This window comes from Clostridium sp. CS001 (assembly GCF_020443565.1).
Taxonomy (GTDB): Bacteria; Bacillota; Clostridia; order Clostridiales; family Clostridiaceae; genus Clostridium_AD.
Genome location: NZ_JAIZZN010000004.1, coordinates 147,178 through 165,007, shown reverse-complemented (window position 1 = coordinate 165,007; position 17,830 = coordinate 147,178). Strand labels below are relative to the sequence as shown.

The 17,830-nt window shown below is 32.0% G+C and carries 12 protein-coding genes; 11 read left to right on the top strand and 1 reads right to left on the bottom strand.

Annotation, left to right across the window (positions count from 1 at the left end):
* The first annotated feature begins 235 nt into the window (after positions 1–235).
* The 11 genes from LGK97_RS04745 to LGK97_RS04695 all read left to right on the top strand — a co-directional run bounded on the left by LGK97_RS04745 (position 236) and on the right by LGK97_RS04695 (position 16,090).
* The gene (locus LGK97_RS04745) at positions 236–1,249 is read left to right on the top strand and encodes a WG repeat-containing protein (RefSeq protein WP_226258598.1); all 1,014 of its coding nucleotides are present in this window, start codon (positions 236–238) and stop codon (positions 1,247–1,249) included.
* Positions 1,250–1,434: 185 nt separating this feature from the next.
* Complete coding sequence (locus LGK97_RS04740) at positions 1,435–3,471, top strand: methyl-accepting chemotaxis protein (protein WP_226258597.1); 2,037 nt, start codon at positions 1,435–1,437, stop codon at positions 3,469–3,471.
* A 156-nt stretch (positions 3,472–3,627) separates the two neighbouring features.
* A complete protein-coding gene (locus LGK97_RS04735) occupies positions 3,628–6,006 on the top strand; it encodes a DUF3656 domain-containing U32 family peptidase (RefSeq protein ID WP_226258630.1) in 2,379 nt (792 codons plus the stop codon).
* A 67-nt stretch (positions 6,007–6,073) separates the two neighbouring features.
* Positions 6,074–8,440: an endonuclease MutS2 gene (locus LGK97_RS04730; RefSeq protein ID WP_226258596.1), complete on the top strand. Its 2,367-nt coding sequence runs from the start codon at positions 6,074–6,076 to the stop codon at positions 8,438–8,440.
* Between the two features lie 11 nt (positions 8,441–8,451).
* On the top strand, positions 8,452–8,925 hold the full coding sequence (locus LGK97_RS04725; RefSeq protein WP_226258595.1) for a DUF523 domain-containing protein: 474 nt from the start codon (positions 8,452–8,454) through the stop codon (positions 8,923–8,925).
* Positions 8,926–8,943: 18 nt separating this feature from the next.
* The gene (locus LGK97_RS04720) at positions 8,944–9,957 is read left to right on the top strand and encodes an alpha-hydroxy-acid oxidizing protein (protein WP_226258594.1); all 1,014 of its coding nucleotides are present in this window, start codon (positions 8,944–8,946) and stop codon (positions 9,955–9,957) included.
* A 148-nt stretch (positions 9,958–10,105) separates the two neighbouring features.
* Positions 10,106–11,536, top strand: a complete 1,431-nt coding sequence (gene glnA, locus LGK97_RS04715; protein ID WP_226258593.1) for a type I glutamate--ammonia ligase — start codon at positions 10,106–10,108, stop codon at positions 11,534–11,536.
* 111 nt (positions 11,537–11,647) lie between these two features.
* Positions 11,648–12,544: a phosphate butyryltransferase gene (locus LGK97_RS04710; RefSeq protein ID WP_226258592.1), complete on the top strand. Its 897-nt coding sequence runs from the start codon at positions 11,648–11,650 to the stop codon at positions 12,542–12,544.
* Between the two features lie 120 nt (positions 12,545–12,664).
* On the top strand, positions 12,665–14,431 hold the full coding sequence (iorA, locus tag LGK97_RS04705; protein WP_226258591.1) for an indolepyruvate ferredoxin oxidoreductase subunit alpha: 1,767 nt from the start codon (positions 12,665–12,667) through the stop codon (positions 14,429–14,431).
* A gap of 1 nt (position 14,432) precedes the next feature.
* Positions 14,433–15,008 (top strand): indolepyruvate oxidoreductase subunit beta, encoded by a 576-nt coding sequence (locus LGK97_RS04700; protein ID WP_226258590.1) that lies wholly within the window; start codon positions 14,433–14,435, stop codon positions 15,006–15,008.
* A gap of 233 nt (positions 15,009–15,241) precedes the next feature.
* Positions 15,242–16,090, top strand: a complete 849-nt coding sequence (locus tag LGK97_RS04695) for a hypothetical protein (protein ID WP_226258589.1) — start codon at positions 15,242–15,244, stop codon at positions 16,088–16,090.
* Positions 16,091–16,105: 15 nt separating this feature from the next.
* On the opposite strand, the gene LGK97_RS04690 is transcribed toward LGK97_RS04695, so the two are convergent.
* A complete protein-coding gene (locus tag LGK97_RS04690) occupies positions 16,106–17,596 on the bottom strand; it encodes an aminotransferase class I/II-fold pyridoxal phosphate-dependent enzyme (protein ID WP_226258588.1) in 1,491 nt (496 codons plus the stop codon).
* Between the last annotated feature and the right edge of the window lie 234 nt (positions 17,597–17,830).

Below are 17,830 nucleotides of genomic sequence, written 5' to 3'. Positions count from 1 at the left end.
TTAGTTTTAAATATATCTTTATTTTTATTTAAAATTTAATTAATAGTATCTTACAATTGAAAAGTAAAACAAAAGATAAACTAATTAAATTGTTATGTACTAGAGAAAGTTGAGGATAATGTTTTATATATTAAAATAGAGTAAAAGGGAATATTTTATAATAAATTTAAGAGAATTTAGTGTATAATGATAGTATATAGTTTACACAAGGCAGTAATGAAGGGAAGGTATAGTTATGAACAATGAGCAAGAGTTATATCCAGTAAAGTTAAAAAAGAAATATGGTTATATAGATAAAGACGGAAATGAAGTTATAGAATTTAAGTTTGATTATGCTGAGGAGTTTCAAGGAAACTTGGCAATAGCTGCTTTAGAGGAAAAATACGGTTTTATAAATAAGACCGGGGAATTTATAATAGCACCTATTTATGATGAAGCTTGGCAGTTTAATGAAGGACTTGCAGCAATAAAATTAGAAGGCAGGATTGGTTATATTGATTTATTTGGTAAACTTATAGTAGAGCCTAAGTATGAAGAAGGCAATTTTTTTATGGAAGGAAGAGCAGCAGTAAAGACTGGATATAAATGGGGATATATAAATAGTAAAGGAATAGAGATAGTTCCTTTGGAGTTTTTAGATGCTAATGATTTTAGTGAAGGGTTAGCAACAGTACAAATAGGTGGTAAAATAGCTTATATAGATAGAGAAGGCAAAGTTATAATAGAAGAAAATTATGATTATGCCTATGCCTTTAAGAATGGTATTGCACTAGTTTGCACTAATGGAAAGTACGGGTATATAAATAGTAAAGGTGAATATATTATACCACTCAAGTATACAGTTGCAGGTGAGTTTAGTGAAGGACTGGCGCCAGTTGAAATTAGAGAAAAATACGGGTATATAAATTTTAGTGGAGAGCTAATTATAAAACCTGGTTTTCAATGGGCAGATAATTTTTATAATGGTGTAGCTATTATTTGTAACAATGAAAAGTATGGTTGTATTGATACAAAGGGAAACATCTTAATACCTACTAAGTTTGAAGACTTGGATATTATTAGTGAAGGTTTAATGGCTGCTCAAATAGGAGAAAAGTGGGGTTATATAGACTGCCAAGGTGAAATGGTCATAGAGCCAAATTTTGAAGAAGCCTATGAATTTAACAATGGGATTGCAAGAGTTGAAGTAGGTAAGAAAATTGGGTACATTAATAAATTAGGGGAATATATTTGGAAGTTACAGTCTTAAAAACTTATTTTGAAAAATATATATACTTAAAACAATGAGTCATTTAAATGGCTCATTGTTTTTTTTTTTTTGAAAAAACAGAATGAATTTAAAAATATTATCAATAAATAATACTTAAATTACTAAAGAACGAGAAAAAAATGTCGATATATAAAGTATTAGAAAATAAATAGGGGGGCAATATCATGAAGAAAAGCATATCCGACAAAGATGGTTCAAAAAATAAGGATTCAAAGGGTAAAAGACTGAGTTTTCAGTTAATATTATTATTAGTTGTAGTAGCATTTTTGCCAATAATATCAATTTCAGTAGGAACATACTATAGTTTATCAAAAAATTTAAAGAGTGAATTTGATAGTATATCAAATCAAAGCATTTCAAGGATCGATGAATCTATAGTTTCATTATATAAAACTAGTTATGAATCTACAAATATGCTATCCAATGATCCAAACGCTATGATGGTTAATGCTAATCCGGATTCGGTACAATGGTTAATTAAAAGTTTTGAGGGTTTTACAAAAACCCATACAGATGCATTAAGTATATATCTTGGTACTGTAGATAAAAAAACATATATTGTACCTAAGGCTGACTTAGATAGTAGCTTTGATCCAACTTCAAGGGAATGGTATAAAGCTGCAGTTAACAATGATGGAAAAGTAATTGTAACAAAACCCTATGAGGATGCTATTACTAAAAAATATTTAATGACTTTCGCAAAAACAGTTAAAGATAACCAAGGTAAACTTGTTGGAGTAATGGCAATAGATATAGATTTAGAATTGGTATCTAATATTGTATCAAGTATTAAATTAGGTAAAGATGGGTTTTCAGCTGTATTAGATAGTACAGGTACAATTATAGCACATAAAGACAAGAGCTTATTAGGTAAAAATTCGCAGCAAGAATCTTGGATAAAAGATATAATGGATTTAAAGGAAAACAAGATCATATCAAGTATAGATGGTCAAAAATGTTTAGTATACAAGGCCGTAAATGAAAAAACTAATTTGACAATAGTAGGGTTTATTCCTTTAGCTGAACAAACGGCAAAAATAACTGAAGGATTAACAATGCCTTTTATAGTTCTATTATTATCAGTTGTATTTGTAATTCTAGTGGGAAAGGTGTTTTCAGGTAAAATAACAAGACCAATGGTAAAATTAGTTGATGTTTTAGAAAAAATTAAGGAAGGCGATTTTACTCAAAGGGCAGAGAAAGATCAAAAAGCTAGCTTAGAAATACAACAAATTATTAATTCTGTAAATAATATGATAGAAGATATGGTTGTAGTTTTAAAAAATGTAGTAGAGAGCTCAAATAAAGTTAAGGATTCAGCAGAATCCTTGGCGGCAACTACTGAGCAGTCAAATGCTGTAGGAGATGAAGTTGCAAGAGCGGTGCAGCAAATTGCACAAGGGGCAAACGAGCAGTCTCAAATTTTAGAGGAAAGCGTCAGTTACTCTAATACACTAGGGGAAGAAGTAAATAAATCTACTATTAATGCTAAGAATATGATTAAAGCATCTTTAGATGTTAAACAGTCAACAGAGGAAGGTATAATAGTAGTTAATAATTTAAGAGAAGTATTTGAAGAAAACACAAAGGCTAATGATGACGTAGCTAAGAAGGTAGAGATTTTAGCAGAGAATTCTATTAAAATAAGTGCTATAACTGATACTATAAAAGCAATAACGGAGCAAACAAATCTATTAGCTTTAAATGCTAGTATAGAAGCAGCAAGAGCAGGAGAGGCGGGAAAAGGATTTGCAGTAGTTGCAGATGAAGTTAGAAAACTTGCAGAACAATCGTCCGTTTCAGCTTCAGAAATTGATAAAGTGATAAATGTAATAAGAACGAGTGTTAACGAAGTATTAGAGCAAACAGTGAATTCTAAGGAACTGAATGCTAAAACTGATAAAAGCGTACAAACTACTAATGAAACTTTTATAAAAATTGAACAAGCAATGGAATTACTTCAAAATGATATGAATAGTGTAAATAGCTCCCTTAAAGAAATAAATAACTACAAAGATATAGTAAGTGAAAGAATTGAAAGTGCATCGGCTGTGTCAGAAGAGACTGCAGCAACTTCAGAGGAGGTAAGCGCATCTACTGAAGAACAGGCAGCAGGACTTCAAGAAATAGTAGGGGCGGCAGAAAACTTAAATGCTCTTGCAGACAACTTAAGAGAAAGTATTAGTAAATTTAAAATTTAATTTTAACCTCTATCACTTTTGTGGTAGAGGTTTTATTAGTTATTAATTAGCAATCTAAAGTAAGTAAAAAAAATTATAGTACTAAATTTCTTAATTTATCACAAATTTTAATGTATAATAAAACATAGAACGTTAATAGGAGAGATAAAGATGAAGATGAAGAAAATTGAATTACTAGCCCCAGCAGGAAGTATGGAGAGTATATATGCAGCAGTACAAATGGGCGCAGATGCAGTTTATATAGGAGGAAGTAAATTTTCGGCAAGAGCATATGCTTTTAATTTTGACAATGACAATCTTACTAAGGCAGTAGACTATTGCCATATTTATGGAGTTCGTGTCTATGTTACTTTAAATACATTAGTTAAGGATAATGAATTAAAAGAAATTTTGCAGTATGTAGAATTTTTATATAATGTTGGAGTAGATGCTTTGATACTTCAAGATACTGGTCTTATTTATTTGATAAGGAGTAATTTCCCTGACTTTGAAATTCACGCTTCCACGCAAATGACAGTTCACAATGGTGAGGCTGCCTTGTTTTTAAAGGAAATTGGATTTAAGAGGATAGTTCTCTCAAGAGAACTTAGCTTAAATGAAATTGATTATATATCTAACATACTAAAAGTAGAAACAGAAATTTTTGTTCATGGAGCACTATGTATATGCTATTCAGGGCAGTGCCTTATGAGCAGCATTATTGGTGGTAGAAGTGGAAATAGAGGCAGATGTGCACAACCTTGCAGATTACCTTATACACTAATAGATAAAAATACTGGAAGAGAAGATGAAGCATACCTTTTAAGTCCTAAGGACATTTGCACAATAGAAAACTTAAAGGATATAGTAGCAACAGGTACTTCTTCACTGAAAATTGAAGGAAGAATGAAAAAACCAGAATATGTTTCAGGTGTTGTAGAGATATATAGACGTGAACTTGACAATATCTATAATAATACAATACAAAAGTTAGATAAGGACATTAAAGTTTTAACTCAACTATTTAATAGAGAAGGATTTTCAAAGGCATATCTATACGGTAATACCGGAAAAGATATGATGGCATACAATCTTCCTAAAAATTCTGGACTGAAAATCGGCAAAGTTAATAATGATTTAACAGTAATACTATTAGAAAATGTAGCTTTAAAAGATGGTGTAATGTTTGGTGATGATGGTTTTGTTATATCTAAAATCATTAAAAATGGAATTGAAATAGAAAAAGCATTTCCCGGGGATAAGGTTTTATTAAAGCCCACTAAATTTAAGGCAGGAGACCTTTTATATAAGATTTCTGATAATGAACTAATGAATGATTTATCTAAAAGTTACAGTGATGCATTTAAACGTAAAATGGATCTGGATTTATCCATAGAGTTTAGTGTAAATAATCCATTTGTCATAAGAGCAAATTATCTAGGAAAGATATTTAGTGCACAAGGAGATATGGTTCAAGTTGCTGTAAATAAACCACTTGATAAGGATCGAATAATTCAAAGCCTTTCAAAAACAGGAGACACTCCTTTCAAAATAAATGAAGTAAGGTTTGAGATTTTTGAAGAAGGATTTCTTCCTATGGCCTCACTTAACTCAGTTAGACGAGAATTAACTGATAATATCCAAAGTGAAATAATAGGAAGATACAAAAGAGGAAAAAGCAGCAAAGAAATTAATTATGGAAAAGAATTTAGGTTATTAGATGAAAAAAATTATTCAAAAGCTAAGAGCAAAAAAGAAAGTATTATGCCGGAGACACTTATACATGTGACCAATAATGATCAATTAAGAGCAGCAATTGAAATGGGTTTTAATAATATTGCCATAAATCCTTTTATGAGAGGGAGCAATATTGACATTAAAGACTATGATGTAAATATTTATTTCAAGGCCCCTAGTATTATAAGGGAAGAGTTTGAAACTATATGCACGTATATTGAGGATAATATAGATAAGTTAAAGGGCGTTGTTACTGCTAATCTAGGTATAATTAGTAGGTTCCATAAGAAAATATCTATAATTGGGGATTATAAATTAAATGTTTTTAATAGATATGCCGGAGACTTTTATAAGAGTTTTTTAACAGGAACTTGTATTAGTGCAGAGTTAAATCAAAAGGAAATAAAGGAGATTGCAGTGAAAAGCTCTTTGCCACTTCAAATAATGGTTTATGGGAAATATGAACTTATGGTTAGTGAATATTGCGCTATAGGAAGTGTTTTCGGTAATAAAACTTCAGATAAAGCTTGTATTGAAAAATGCACTAAGGGATGTTATACACTTAAAGATAGAATGGGTGAAGAATTTAGTATTAATACGGACAAATATTGCAGAAGTTATATTTATAATAATGTGCCTGTAAATTTAATCGCAAACATTGGGGAAATTACAAAAAACAATATTTCTTCTTTTAGATTAGATTTTATCCATGAAAGTTATGAAGAGACTATAGAAGTACTAAAAAACTATATGGAAAGAACATGGCAGGGAGAATTTAAAAACTATACTAGAGGCCACTATAAAAGAGGAGTTGAATAAGTGGTAATATATAGTATATGATATAGATATGAAATTGTATTTTGAATAAAAGAAAGACGGTGAAGTTATGAACATAAAATCATTAAAGGTTTTAGAATATTATAAAATAAAAGATAAAATCAAAGAATATACTCACACTACGGCAGGTAAAGACATTATAGATGATTTAGAACCTTATACTAATATATACGAGGTAAGAGAGCATTTGCAAGAGACACAAGAAGCATTATTACTTTTATCAACAAAGGGAAGCGCGCCTTTTGAAGGCATATGGGATGTCCGTGATGCAATAATCAGAGCATCAAAAGAAGCATCACTAATGCCAAATCAGCTAATTAGAATAGCTCAAATGCTTAGGTGTGCTAGGTTATTTCAGAGCTATGTTGGTATAAAAAAAGATGATGAATCTTCTAGAGTTTTAGAGGATATATGTATTGGAATTGTTCCATTAAAAAAACTAGAAGATGAAATTTTTATAGCAATAATAAGTGATGAAGAAATTTCTGACAGAGCTAGTAGTTTACTTTTTAATTTAAGAAAATCTTTAAAAGAGAAAAATGCGTCTGTTAAAGATAAGGTGAATTCATTAGTTAGGTCCAATGGAAAATATCTTCAAGAGAGCCTCTATACTATAAGAGGTGATAGATATGTAATCCCTGTTAAAGTAGAGCATAAAGGTAGTGTGCCTGGTATAGTGCATGATCAAAGTTCTTCAGGAGCTACTTTGTTTATTGAGCCAATGAGTTTGGTGCATTTAAACAATGAAATTAAAGAAATTATGCTAAAGGAAAGAGCTGAGGTTGAAAGAATTTTAAGTGAGTTATCTTATAAGGTTTACGAAAATATAAATGTTGTTTCGAACAATGCAAACATAGTATGGGAACTTGATTTTATTTTTGCTAAGGCAAGGTATGCATTAGAAATGAATGCTATCATTCCAAGTGTTAACGAGGATGGAATTATAGATATAATTGATGCAAGGCATCCGCTAATAGATCCTAGGGAAGTGGTATCAAGCAGCATTTATTTAGGCAGAGAATTTACTTCCTTAGTAATAACAGGACCAAATACCGGAGGAAAAACAGTAACTTTAAAAACTGTGGGGTTAATTCAATTAATGGCTCTAAGCGGAATTTTAATTCCAGCGAGAGAAGGGTCTATGGTAAGCTTTTTTGAGGAGATTTTTGCTGATATAGGTGACGAGCAAAGTATAGAGCAAAGCTTATCTACTTTTTCCTCTCATATGACAAATATAGTTAATATCATTGCAAAAGCAGATAAAAAATCCTTAGCGCTATTTGATGAATTAGGGGCTGGAACAGACCCAACTGAGGGAGCAGCACTTGCTGTTTCAATTTTGGAAAACTTAAGAGCTAGAGGTACAAAAGTAGTTGCAACTACACATTATAGTGAATTAAAGGGATATGCATTAAAAACTATCGGAGTAGAAAATGCCTCTGTAGAATTTAATATAGATACACTAAGTCCTACTTTTAGGCTGATAATAGGAGTACCTGGTAAATCAAATGCATTTGAAATATCAAAAAGACTTGGATTACCTGATTTTATTATTAAAAATGCCAAAGAGAATATTTCTAAAGAGACTTTAGAATTTGAAGGATTAGTTCAAAGCTTGCAAGAAAAAAGCATAAAAGTAGCAGAAGACGCTAGGATTTCAGAAAGCTTAAAACTTGAAGCTAAAAAGCTAAAGGATAAATATCAAGAGAAATTATATAAACTTGAAAATATTAGAGAAAATGCAATGTATGAGGCTCAAAGAGAAGCAAAAAGATTAATAAGAGATGCTAAGGAAGAATCTGATGCCATTCTTAAAAACATGAGAGACCTTGAAAAACTAGGTTACTCTTCTGAAGCAAGACAAATGCTTGAAGAAGAAAGACTTAAGATTAAGAACAAACTTGAAAGCTTAGATAAACATGTAGAAAAAAACAATGAGGATTTAGGTGAGAAACTTAAAACAGTAAAAGAAGGTCAAGAGGTATATTTGCCATCTCTTGGGCAGAAGGTTATTGTAATTTCAAAGCCTGATAACAAAGGTGAAGTACAAGTTCAAGCAGGAATTATGAAGATAAACGTTAAAATAGACGATTTACGTAAATCTAAAATAACTGAGGAAGAGAAGAAAAAGGCTAAGATAAATAGAAGAGAAGTTAAGTTAAACCTAAGAAACGTATCAACCTCTGTAGATTTAAGAGGTATGGATGCAGAGGAAGCTATTTATACCGTTGACAAATATTTAGATGATGCTTATTTAGGAGGACTTAAAGAAATTACCATTATCCATGGTAAGGGCACAGGGGTTCTAAGAAATACTATTACAGATATGTTAAAGAGGCATAGTCATGTTAAAGCCTATAGATTAGGAAATTATGGTGAAGGCGGTAGTGGCGTTACAGTAGCTGAGCTTAAATAAGGGGTGAGGATATGATAATTGTAAGTGCTTGCTTATGTGGTGTTAACTGTAAGTATGATGGTGGCAATAATTTAGATGAAAGGGTGCTTAAGCTTTTAAGGGAAGGAAAAGCAATTCCAGTTTGTCCAGAGCAACTAGGTGGGCAAGAAACTCCAAGAGCACCACATGAAATTGTAAATGGAAGTGGTCTAGAAGTACTACAAGGCAAAGCCAAAGTACTTGGTCCTTACGATGACACTGATGATGTAACACCAGAGTTTATAAAAGGCGCCTATGAAACTTTAAAAATTGCAGAAGCAGTTGGTGCCAGTATTGCTATTTTAAAGGCGAGAAGTCCTTCTTGTGGAGTTTCAAAAATATACGATGGAACTTTTAGTGGAGCTAAAAGGCCCGGCAATGGAGTTACAGCAGAACTATTATTATCTAAAGGTATGAAGTTATTTACTGAAGAAAACTTAGATGAATTAGAACTTATAATAAAGTAAAACTAGGGGGAAAATAAAATGGATTATAAAGATGTTTTAAAAGAAGCTAGAGGAAACTTGAACAAAAGTTGTAGGGTTTGCCCTATATGCGATGGAGTTGCTTGTGCTGGTGAAGTACCTGGGATGGGTGGAAAAGGAACTGGAGATGCTTTTAAAATTAATGTAGACGCATTATCAGAGTATAAACTTAATATGAGAACTATTCACGATGCAAAAAATCCGGATACATCAATAGAATTATTCGGTAAAAAAATGGACATACCAGTATTTGCGGCGCCAGTATCCGGAACTACATTAAATATGGGTGGTAAGTTTAGCGAAGAAGAGTATATTTCTTGGGTTATCAGTGGATGTTTAGAAGGAGGAATTTTTCCAATGGTTGGAGATACTGCTGTAGATGCTTTTCTCACAACTAATCTATCTGAACTTAAAAAGCAGGGTGGAAATGGAATTGCTGTAATTAAACCTTGGGAAAATAGTAAGGTTATAGAAAAAATTAAATTGGCAGAAGAGGCTGGCGTATTTGCTATAGGCATGGATATAGACGCCTGTGGTCTCATAACCTTAGCGCTCCACGGAAAACCTGTTATGCCCAAAAATGTGGAAGAGATAAAAGAAATTGTAGAGTCAACTAAGTTACCATTTATTCTTAAGGGTATAATGACTGCTGATGATGCAAAACTTGCTGTAGAAGCAGGAGTAGCTGCTATTGTAGTATCAAACCATGGAGGAAGAGTCCTAGATCAAACCCCAGGGGTTGCGCATGTGCTTCAAGAGATTGCGGAGGAAGTTAAGGGTAAAATAACTATTTTAGCTGATGGTGGAGTTCGAAGTGGCACAGATATACTTAAAATGTTAGCATTAGGTGCAGATGCTGTACTTATTGGCAGACCATTTGTAACTGCGTCCTTTGGAGGCAAGACTGAAGGTGTGAAATCGTACATTGATCTTCTAAGAGGTGAATTAAAATCAGCTATGGTACTTACGGGATGTAATAGCATAAAAAGTATTAATGATAGAATTTTATACTAATTTATTAAAAAGTCACTTAAATATAGTGACTTTTTTTTGAAATTATATATATGCTTTAGCAAGTTGAATTGACAAAAGAAAATCATGTATTATACTAAAATTATGAATATTTAAAAATTATCTATTAAAGATATGGAGGTTTCAAAAGATGTTTAATAATATCAACGAAGTGCAACAATTCATAAAAGAAAATAATATTAAGTTTGTAGATTTTAAAGTGGTGACTCTACCAGGAAGATGGAATCATTTAACGATACCAGTGCAAAGACTATCAGAAAAAACTTTTTCTGAAGGAATAGGCTTTGACGGGTCAAGTTATGGATATTCAACTATAGAGGATTCAGATATGAGATTCATTCCTGATATGAGTACAGCTTTTGTTGACCCATATTGCAAGACACCAACATTAAGCATGATTGCTAATATGTATACTCTTGGTAAAAGAGAAGGAAGATTTTCTGGTGACCCAAGATTTATAGCTGAAAAAGCAGAGAAGTACATGCAAGAACTTGGAATTGCTGATGAGTATGCAATAGGACCTGAATTTGAATATTACATATTCGACCATGTAAATTATGAAGTTACAAATCATCACCAAGAAGTTTCAATAGATTCTAAGCAAGCACCATGGAATACAAACGATAAAGGAGAAAACTTTGGGTATAAAGCTCCTTTCCAAAAAAGTTATCACTTAGGATTACCTTATGACCTTAATAATGACCTAAGAAGTGAAATGTGTCTAAGGCTTGAGGAAGCAGGAATAGCTGTAAAATATCATCACCATGAAGTAGGATCTGCTGGTCAGCTTGAAATAGAAGTTGAACTAGGTGGAATGGCTAAGATGGCTGATGCTACTATGATGGCAAAATACTTAATCAAAAACGAAGCGGTTGCACATGGGAAAACAGCTACTTTTATGCCTAAACCACTGTTTGGGGAAGCTGGAAGTGGAATGCACGTTCATATGCTTTTAAGAAAGAATGGAAAGAATCTTTTCTATGATGAGAATGGATACTCTCAAATGAGTGAAACAGCTCTGTATTTTATTGGTGGAATATTAAAACATTCTAAGGCATTACTTGCTTTTACTAACCCATCAACTAATTCATATAAAAGATTAGTACCAGGATTTGAAGCACCAGTATCAATTTGTTTTGCTACAGGAAATAGAACTGCAGTTATAAGAATCCCTGGTTATATCAAAGATCCTGAAGCTAGAAGATTTGAATTTAGATCATCAGATGCAACAGCAAATCCTTACCTAGCATATTCTGCACTACTTATGGCAGGTATTGATGGTATAGAGAATAAGATTAACCCAACTGAAGCAGGGTATGGACCATATGATGTAAACGTTTTTAATTTGCCAAAGGAAGAGCAAGATAAAATCGAAGCGTTACCAAAGTCTTTAGACGAAGCACTTGAAGAACTTAAAAAGGATTATGGATTCCTGTTAAAAGGCAACGTATTCGATGAGCATTTCATTAATACTTGGATTAAATACAAAACTGAAAAAGAAATAAAAAAAGTAATTCCTGTTCCATCACCAATAGAATTTCAATTATACTATGACTTATAATATATGTTAGTAAAACAATCACAACTTAGAATGTTGAATTGTAATTGTTTAAAAAGTAACATTAGAAAATAATTAATTACTATTATGAATCTTAAGTAAAGGGGTTAGATTATGGTTAAGAGACTTGATGAGCTAATTGAACTTGCTAAAGTTAAAGTGAAAAAAACATTATCTGTAGCTGTAGCACAAGATAATGTAGTGTTAAAAGCTGTAGTAGAAGCAGTTAGACTGCAAATCGTTGATGCAGTTTTGGTTGGTGATGAAGAAAAGATAACAGACATTGCAGCTAAAGAAAACTTATCCCTAGAAAATATTAGAATTGTGAATGAGAAAAACATTGTAAGTGCTGCAGCAAAGGCTGTAGAACTTGTAACAAATGGAGAAGCACACTTTATTATGAAAGGTATGCTTGGAACTTCTGACTTATTAAGAGCAGTGCTAAATAAGGATGCAGGACTCAGAGGCAAAGGACTTTTATCACATGTTATGGTATACGATGTACCTACTTATCATAAATTATTATTTATAACTGATGGAGGAATGGTTACATATCCTGAACTTAAAGATAAAATCGAGATAATTAATAATGCAGTAGAAGTGGCACATGCTTTGCAAATAGATATTCCAAAGGTTGCACCGGTTTGTGCAGTGGAAGTTGTTAATTCTGCAATGCAAGCAACATTAGATGCCGCAGCATTATCATTAATGAATAAAAGGGGACAAATAAAGGGTTGTTTAATTGATGGTCCTTTAGGGCTTGATAATGCAATATCAAAAGAAGCAGCTGAGCACAAGGGTATTATTAGTGATGTAGCTGGAGATAGTGACATATTACTTGTACCAAATATAGAAGCAGGTAACTTCTTAGGCAAATCACTTACTTACTTTGCCAAAGCTGAAAGTGCAGGCATTATAGTAGGGGCAAAATGTCCAGTAGTATTGGTTTCAAGAGCAGATAGTGCAAAATCAAAATTATATTCTATAGCACTTGGAGCAGTTGTTGTATAAAAATATATTATATTTATTATAGAAGTTGATTATAATAAAAATTGAATAATATAAGAGGAAAACCAGAGCTAGCAATTATTATTTGTTTAGGCTCATAAGAATATAAGGGGGAAATTATACATGAAAAAAGTAATAATGTCAGGAAATGAGGCAATGGCAAGGGGAGCCTACGAAGCAGGTTGTCACATAGCTTCAGCTTATGCAGGAACACCTAGCACAGAAATACTTGAGAATTTTGCTAAATATGAAGGAGTCTATGCAGAATGGGCACCCAATGAAAAAGTAGCATTTGAAGTTGCAGCTGGTGCATCAATTGGTGGTGCAAGGTCATTATCTACAATGAAACATGTAGGCTTAAATGTAGCAGCCGACCCTCTATTTACAATGGCTTATGAAGGAGTAAATGGAGGATTTGTTGTTGTAACTGCAGATGACCCTGGAATGCATTCATCTCAAAATGAGCAGGATAATAGGTACTATGCGCCACATGCTAAAGTTGCAATGCTTGAACCATCTGATTCACAAGAATGCTTAGACTTCATGAAAGAAGCTTATGAAATAAGTGAGCAGTTTGATACTCTTATATTATTTAGAGTTACTACAAGAGTATGTCACTCTAAATCTTCTCTAGTTTTTGGAGAGAAAAAACAAGTTGCAGTAAGACCTTATGAAAAGAATGTAAAAAAGTATATTATGACACCAGCAAATTCAAGAGCTAAACATTACGAAGTAGAAGAAAGGTTAGAAGCTTTAAGAAAATTCTCTAATACTTCCCATTTAAACAGAATAGAAATGGGCGATAGTAAAATTGGAATAATTACTAGTGGTATTTCTTATCAATATGCTAAGGAAGTACTAGGCGATAATGCTTCTTATTTAAAAATAGGAATGAGTTATCCTCTTCCGGATGAAATGATAAGAGAATTTGCAGCTAAGGTTGAAAAACTTTATATAATAGAAGAGAATGATCCTTATTTAGAAACTGCAATTAAAGCAATGGGAATTGCCTGTATCGGAAAGGAAATAATTCCAATTTGTGAAGAATTAAATCCTAGCATAATTAGAAAAGCTATTTTAGGTGAAGTTGATGATGTTACTTATGAAACAGATGTACAAGCACCATCAAGACCACCAGTTTTATGTCCAGGTTGCCCACATAGAGGTATTTTTTATCAAGTATCAAAATATAAAGATGTGATAGCATCTGGTGATATAGGATGCTATACATTAGGTATGGTAGATCCTCTTAATGTAACAGATACTGTTATATGTATGGGAGCTTCAATTTCAGCAGGCACAGGTATTGAAAGAGCCAATATGGTTGCAAATAGAGATGATAAAAAAGTTTTTGCATTCATTGGAGACTCAACTTTCTTCCACTCTGGAGTAACTGGACTTATAAATACTGTTTACAATAATACACCTATAGTTACTTGTATTTTAGATAATAGAATTACAGGTATGACTGGTCATCAAGAAAATCCTGGTACTGGAAAAACTCTTCAAGGAACTCCGGCACCAATGATTGACATAGAACAATTAGTTCTTGCCTGTGGTATAAAACCAGAAAATATAAGGGTTATAGATCCATACAAACTAGAAGAAACTAAGCAAGCAGTAAAAGAAGCACATGATAGTACAGAACCTTTTGTAATAATTACAAAACAACCTTGCGCATTAATCAAAGATGTACTTAAAGCTAGAGCAGGGATTAAATGTTTTATCGACCAAGAGAAATGTAAAAAGTGTAAAACTTGTTTAAAAACAGGTTGCCCAGCACTAAGATTCAGAGATGGAATTGTAAGTATAGATAAATCCATGTGTAATGGATGTGGATTATGTAAACAAGTGTGCCCATTTAAAGCAATTGAAAAGGTTGGTGAATAATATGAGAGAAAATAAAAGTGTACTATTTGTAGGTGTAGGTGGACAAGGTACTATTCTTGCATCTAAAATTTTAACTGAGGGTCTTTTAGTAAATGGATATGATGTAAAAATGTCAGAGGTTCACGGAATGGCTCAAAGAGGTGGAAGTGTTACTACTCAAGTAAGATTTGGAGAAAAGGTTTATTCTCCACTAATTGAAAAAGGTAAAGTAGATGTAATAGTTTCTTTTGAAAAAAGTGAAGCAGCTAGATACTTACCTTATCTAAAAAAAGACGGGTATGTTGTAATTAATGATTATGAAATACACCCAGTACCAGTTTTAACTGGTAAAGAAAAATATCCGGAAAATGTAAATAAGAGATTAACTGATCTAGTTGAGAATATAGTAATTATAAATGCTGCTGAAATCGCAGAAGGACTCGGAAATATTAAAGCACAAAATGTAGTATTACTGGGAGCTTTAATCAAAGTACTTAAATTAGAAGAAATAAATTGGAATGATGTTATTAGTGCAATAGTACCTTCAAAAGCTATAGAATTAAATAAGAAAGCATTTGAAGCAGGTATGAATGTTTAGTATTTAATAAACGTTTAACAAAAATAGGAGCTTTGGCTTAAAGCTCCTATTTTTGTTTTTTATAAAATTAGAGAATAATTGTTACATATACAAAATATATGTTGAATTTAGTTATAAAGTAAAGAATATTATATTTATGTGGGATATCTCTAAAAATTTGATATAATATAAGTATATTATATTAAAACAATTTATAATTGTTTTAAACAAGGGAATTTCAAGGAGGAATATAAATGACAATGTACTCACCAGCATCTAAGGAAATATTAGAGCTCACAAAGGGATATATACAGAAAGGCGAAGTGGTTAAAGTATCTCATGCTTTAGAATATAATAATATCTTATATAGAGAAATTGTGTTTTTTAAAAAAAGGTTTAAGGTTTTACGTAAAGAACATTTGGGATATCTTTATGTAAACGAAAAAAATGAAATTGTTACTGAAAAAACCTTGCAGGAAAGGTTAGCAAAGTTAGGATATTTTTCAGAAATATTTTATAACATAGAAAATCGAATCTGTATTCTAAATGCACTTCAAGATGAAATAACTATTGAAAAGGATAGAAAAGATTATGAACTAGTAGAATACGGATTAGACTTTCTAACGAAAGAAGGAATTGTAGACTCAGAACAAGTGAAGAAAATTGTAACTAAGCTGCCAGGAATTAGAAAAGAGAACAATGAAGTCTTAAAGCTGGTAATAGATAATGCAAAAAAATTTATAGAAGAAAAAAAATACTTTAATATAGGCATGCTTGAAGAATTATTACCAATATATAGGGATACCCTAGGCATAAATCTACAAAAGATAAGATTGATAGATTCTGGAAAGGAATGTTATACAAACATAAAAAAAACCTCGGAAAAAAAGAAAAAACAATGGTCTATTAGGTTTAATCACAAATTAACAGGCCCATTAATGAAGATAAGTTATATGATGGGGTATTTTCTTAAATTAGTGGAGACTTGTGAAACTATAAGTAAAATGGAAGACACACAATATTTTAAGTACTTAAGCGGTATTGAAAGAGAAAATATTGAGTTTAGAGTAAGATTGAATAGAAGCAAAAAGAACTCCAATTAGGAGTTCTTTTTATTTTTATTCAACTGTTATATACACAGCATCTTCTTCTCTAACAACTTTTATATACTCAACTTCAGGGTCTTCAGTTCCTTGAACATATAACCCAGTAGCTTTTAATTTTTCAACATAATCAATAATCTCTTGGGTTATTCTCTCACCAGGACAAAGTATTGGAATACCAGGTGGATAAGCCATTAAGAATTCTCCACTTATCATGCCAACGCTTTTTTTAATTTCCACAGCAGTATTTACACTATTGAAAGCCTCACGAGGAATTTGGGCTTGTTCTGGAATATTAGGAATATCTATAAAGTCAGCTTTTTTTGCTCCTTTACCATAATATTCATTACTTATTTCTCTTAAAGCTTCCAGTAATTGCTCCATTCCACTTTCTGTGTCTCCAAAGGAACCAACAGCCAATATGTTATAAAGATCAGACAATTCCATTTGTATGTGATATTTGTTAGAAAGTATCATATCTAAATCATAACCAGTTATACCTAAATCTCTACAAGTTATTGTGATTTTGGTTGGGTCAAAAGAATAAGCACCAAAACCATCTAAAACCTCTTCACCAAAGCAATAAAGTCCAGGTATTTTATTTACTTCGTTTCTAACATAATTACATAAATCAATAGTTTTTTCTAAAAGTATTTCGCCTTCCAATGCAATTTGACGCCTTGCACAATCTAGTGAAGCCATTAGTATGTAAGAAGGCGAAGTTGTGTGCATTAAGTTTATAAGTTGCTTAACTCTAGCTGGGCTAACATATTTTGAATTAACATGTAGCAAAGAACTCTGAGTTAATGAACCTATGATTTTATGAGTGCTTTGTGCACAAATATCTGCACCAGCTTCCATAGCGGACATTGGCAGTCTATTATTAAATTTAAGGTGAGGTCCATGGGCTTCATCAACTATTAGAGGGATACCATATTCATGAACGATATCTGCAATTCTCTTAATATCGGTAGATACTCCATAATATGTAGGGTTAATTATAAGCACAGCTTTCGCATCAGGGTTTTCTTTTAAAGTTGCTTCCACAGTCTCTGAGGAAACTCCATGTGCAACACCTATTTTCTTATCTAGTTCAGGTTGCATATAAACTGGTATAGCCCCTGATAATATAATGCCCCCAGTTATTGATTTATGAACATTTCTAGGTACGATTATTTTTTCGCCAGATCCAACGACAGACATAATCATAGCTTGAATAGCTCCAGAAGTGCCGTGAACTGAGAAAAATGATGCATCAGCACCGTAAGCATCAGCTGCTAATTCTTGTGCCTTTTTTATTGGGCCAGTTGAGTGGTGAAAACTATCAACAAGTTTAAATACTGTAACATCAATTTTAAAAGGATTTATACCCATGAAACTTCTAAACTGTTCATCGGCACCTACACCTTTTTTATGACCTGGTACGTGAAAAGGTAAAGTTTCTCTGTCTACATATTCCAGTAAAGCATCAAATAATGGAGTTTCATTTTGATTTAATCTATACAATTTATACACCCCTTTCAAGAAAATTTATATTAAGACATCTTAATTTTTTTTTGTAATATATTCATTCGGACAATTTATAATTATAAAGGATAACATATGTAAATGCAATAATAAATTCAAATTTTTAAGTAAAACATAACAGTATTGTAAATATTAATTAATTAACATAATATACATTTAAAAAGGTATATTATTCTTTTCCTTAGTTAATAATAGAGAAGGCAGTTATTAGAA

Coding starts and splice junctions, on each gene's coding strand:
- LGK97_RS04745 (WP_226258598.1), top strand. CDS start 236: ATGAACAATGAGCAAGAGTTATATCCAGTAAAGTTAAAAAAGAAATAT.
- LGK97_RS04740 (WP_226258597.1), top strand. CDS start 1,435: ATGAAGAAAAGCATATCCGACAAAGATGGTTCAAAAAATAAGGATTCA.
- LGK97_RS04735 (WP_226258630.1), top strand. CDS start 3,628: ATGAAGAAAATTGAATTACTAGCCCCAGCAGGAAGTATGGAGAGTATA.
- LGK97_RS04730 (WP_226258596.1), top strand. CDS start 6,074: ATGAACATAAAATCATTAAAGGTTTTAGAATATTATAAAATAAAAGAT.
- LGK97_RS04725 (WP_226258595.1), top strand. CDS start 8,452: ATGATAATTGTAAGTGCTTGCTTATGTGGTGTTAACTGTAAGTATGAT.
- LGK97_RS04720 (WP_226258594.1), top strand. CDS start 8,944: ATGGATTATAAAGATGTTTTAAAAGAAGCTAGAGGAAACTTGAACAAA.
- glnA (WP_226258593.1), top strand. CDS start 10,106: ATGTTTAATAATATCAACGAAGTGCAACAATTCATAAAAGAAAATAAT.
- LGK97_RS04710 (WP_226258592.1), top strand. CDS start 11,648: ATGGTTAAGAGACTTGATGAGCTAATTGAACTTGCTAAAGTTAAAGTG.
- iorA (WP_226258591.1), top strand. CDS start 12,665: ATGAAAAAAGTAATAATGTCAGGAAATGAGGCAATGGCAAGGGGAGCC.
- LGK97_RS04700 (WP_226258590.1), top strand. CDS start 14,433: ATGAGAGAAAATAAAAGTGTACTATTTGTAGGTGTAGGTGGACAAGGT.
- LGK97_RS04695 (WP_226258589.1), top strand. CDS start 15,242: ATGACAATGTACTCACCAGCATCTAAGGAAATATTAGAGCTCACAAAG.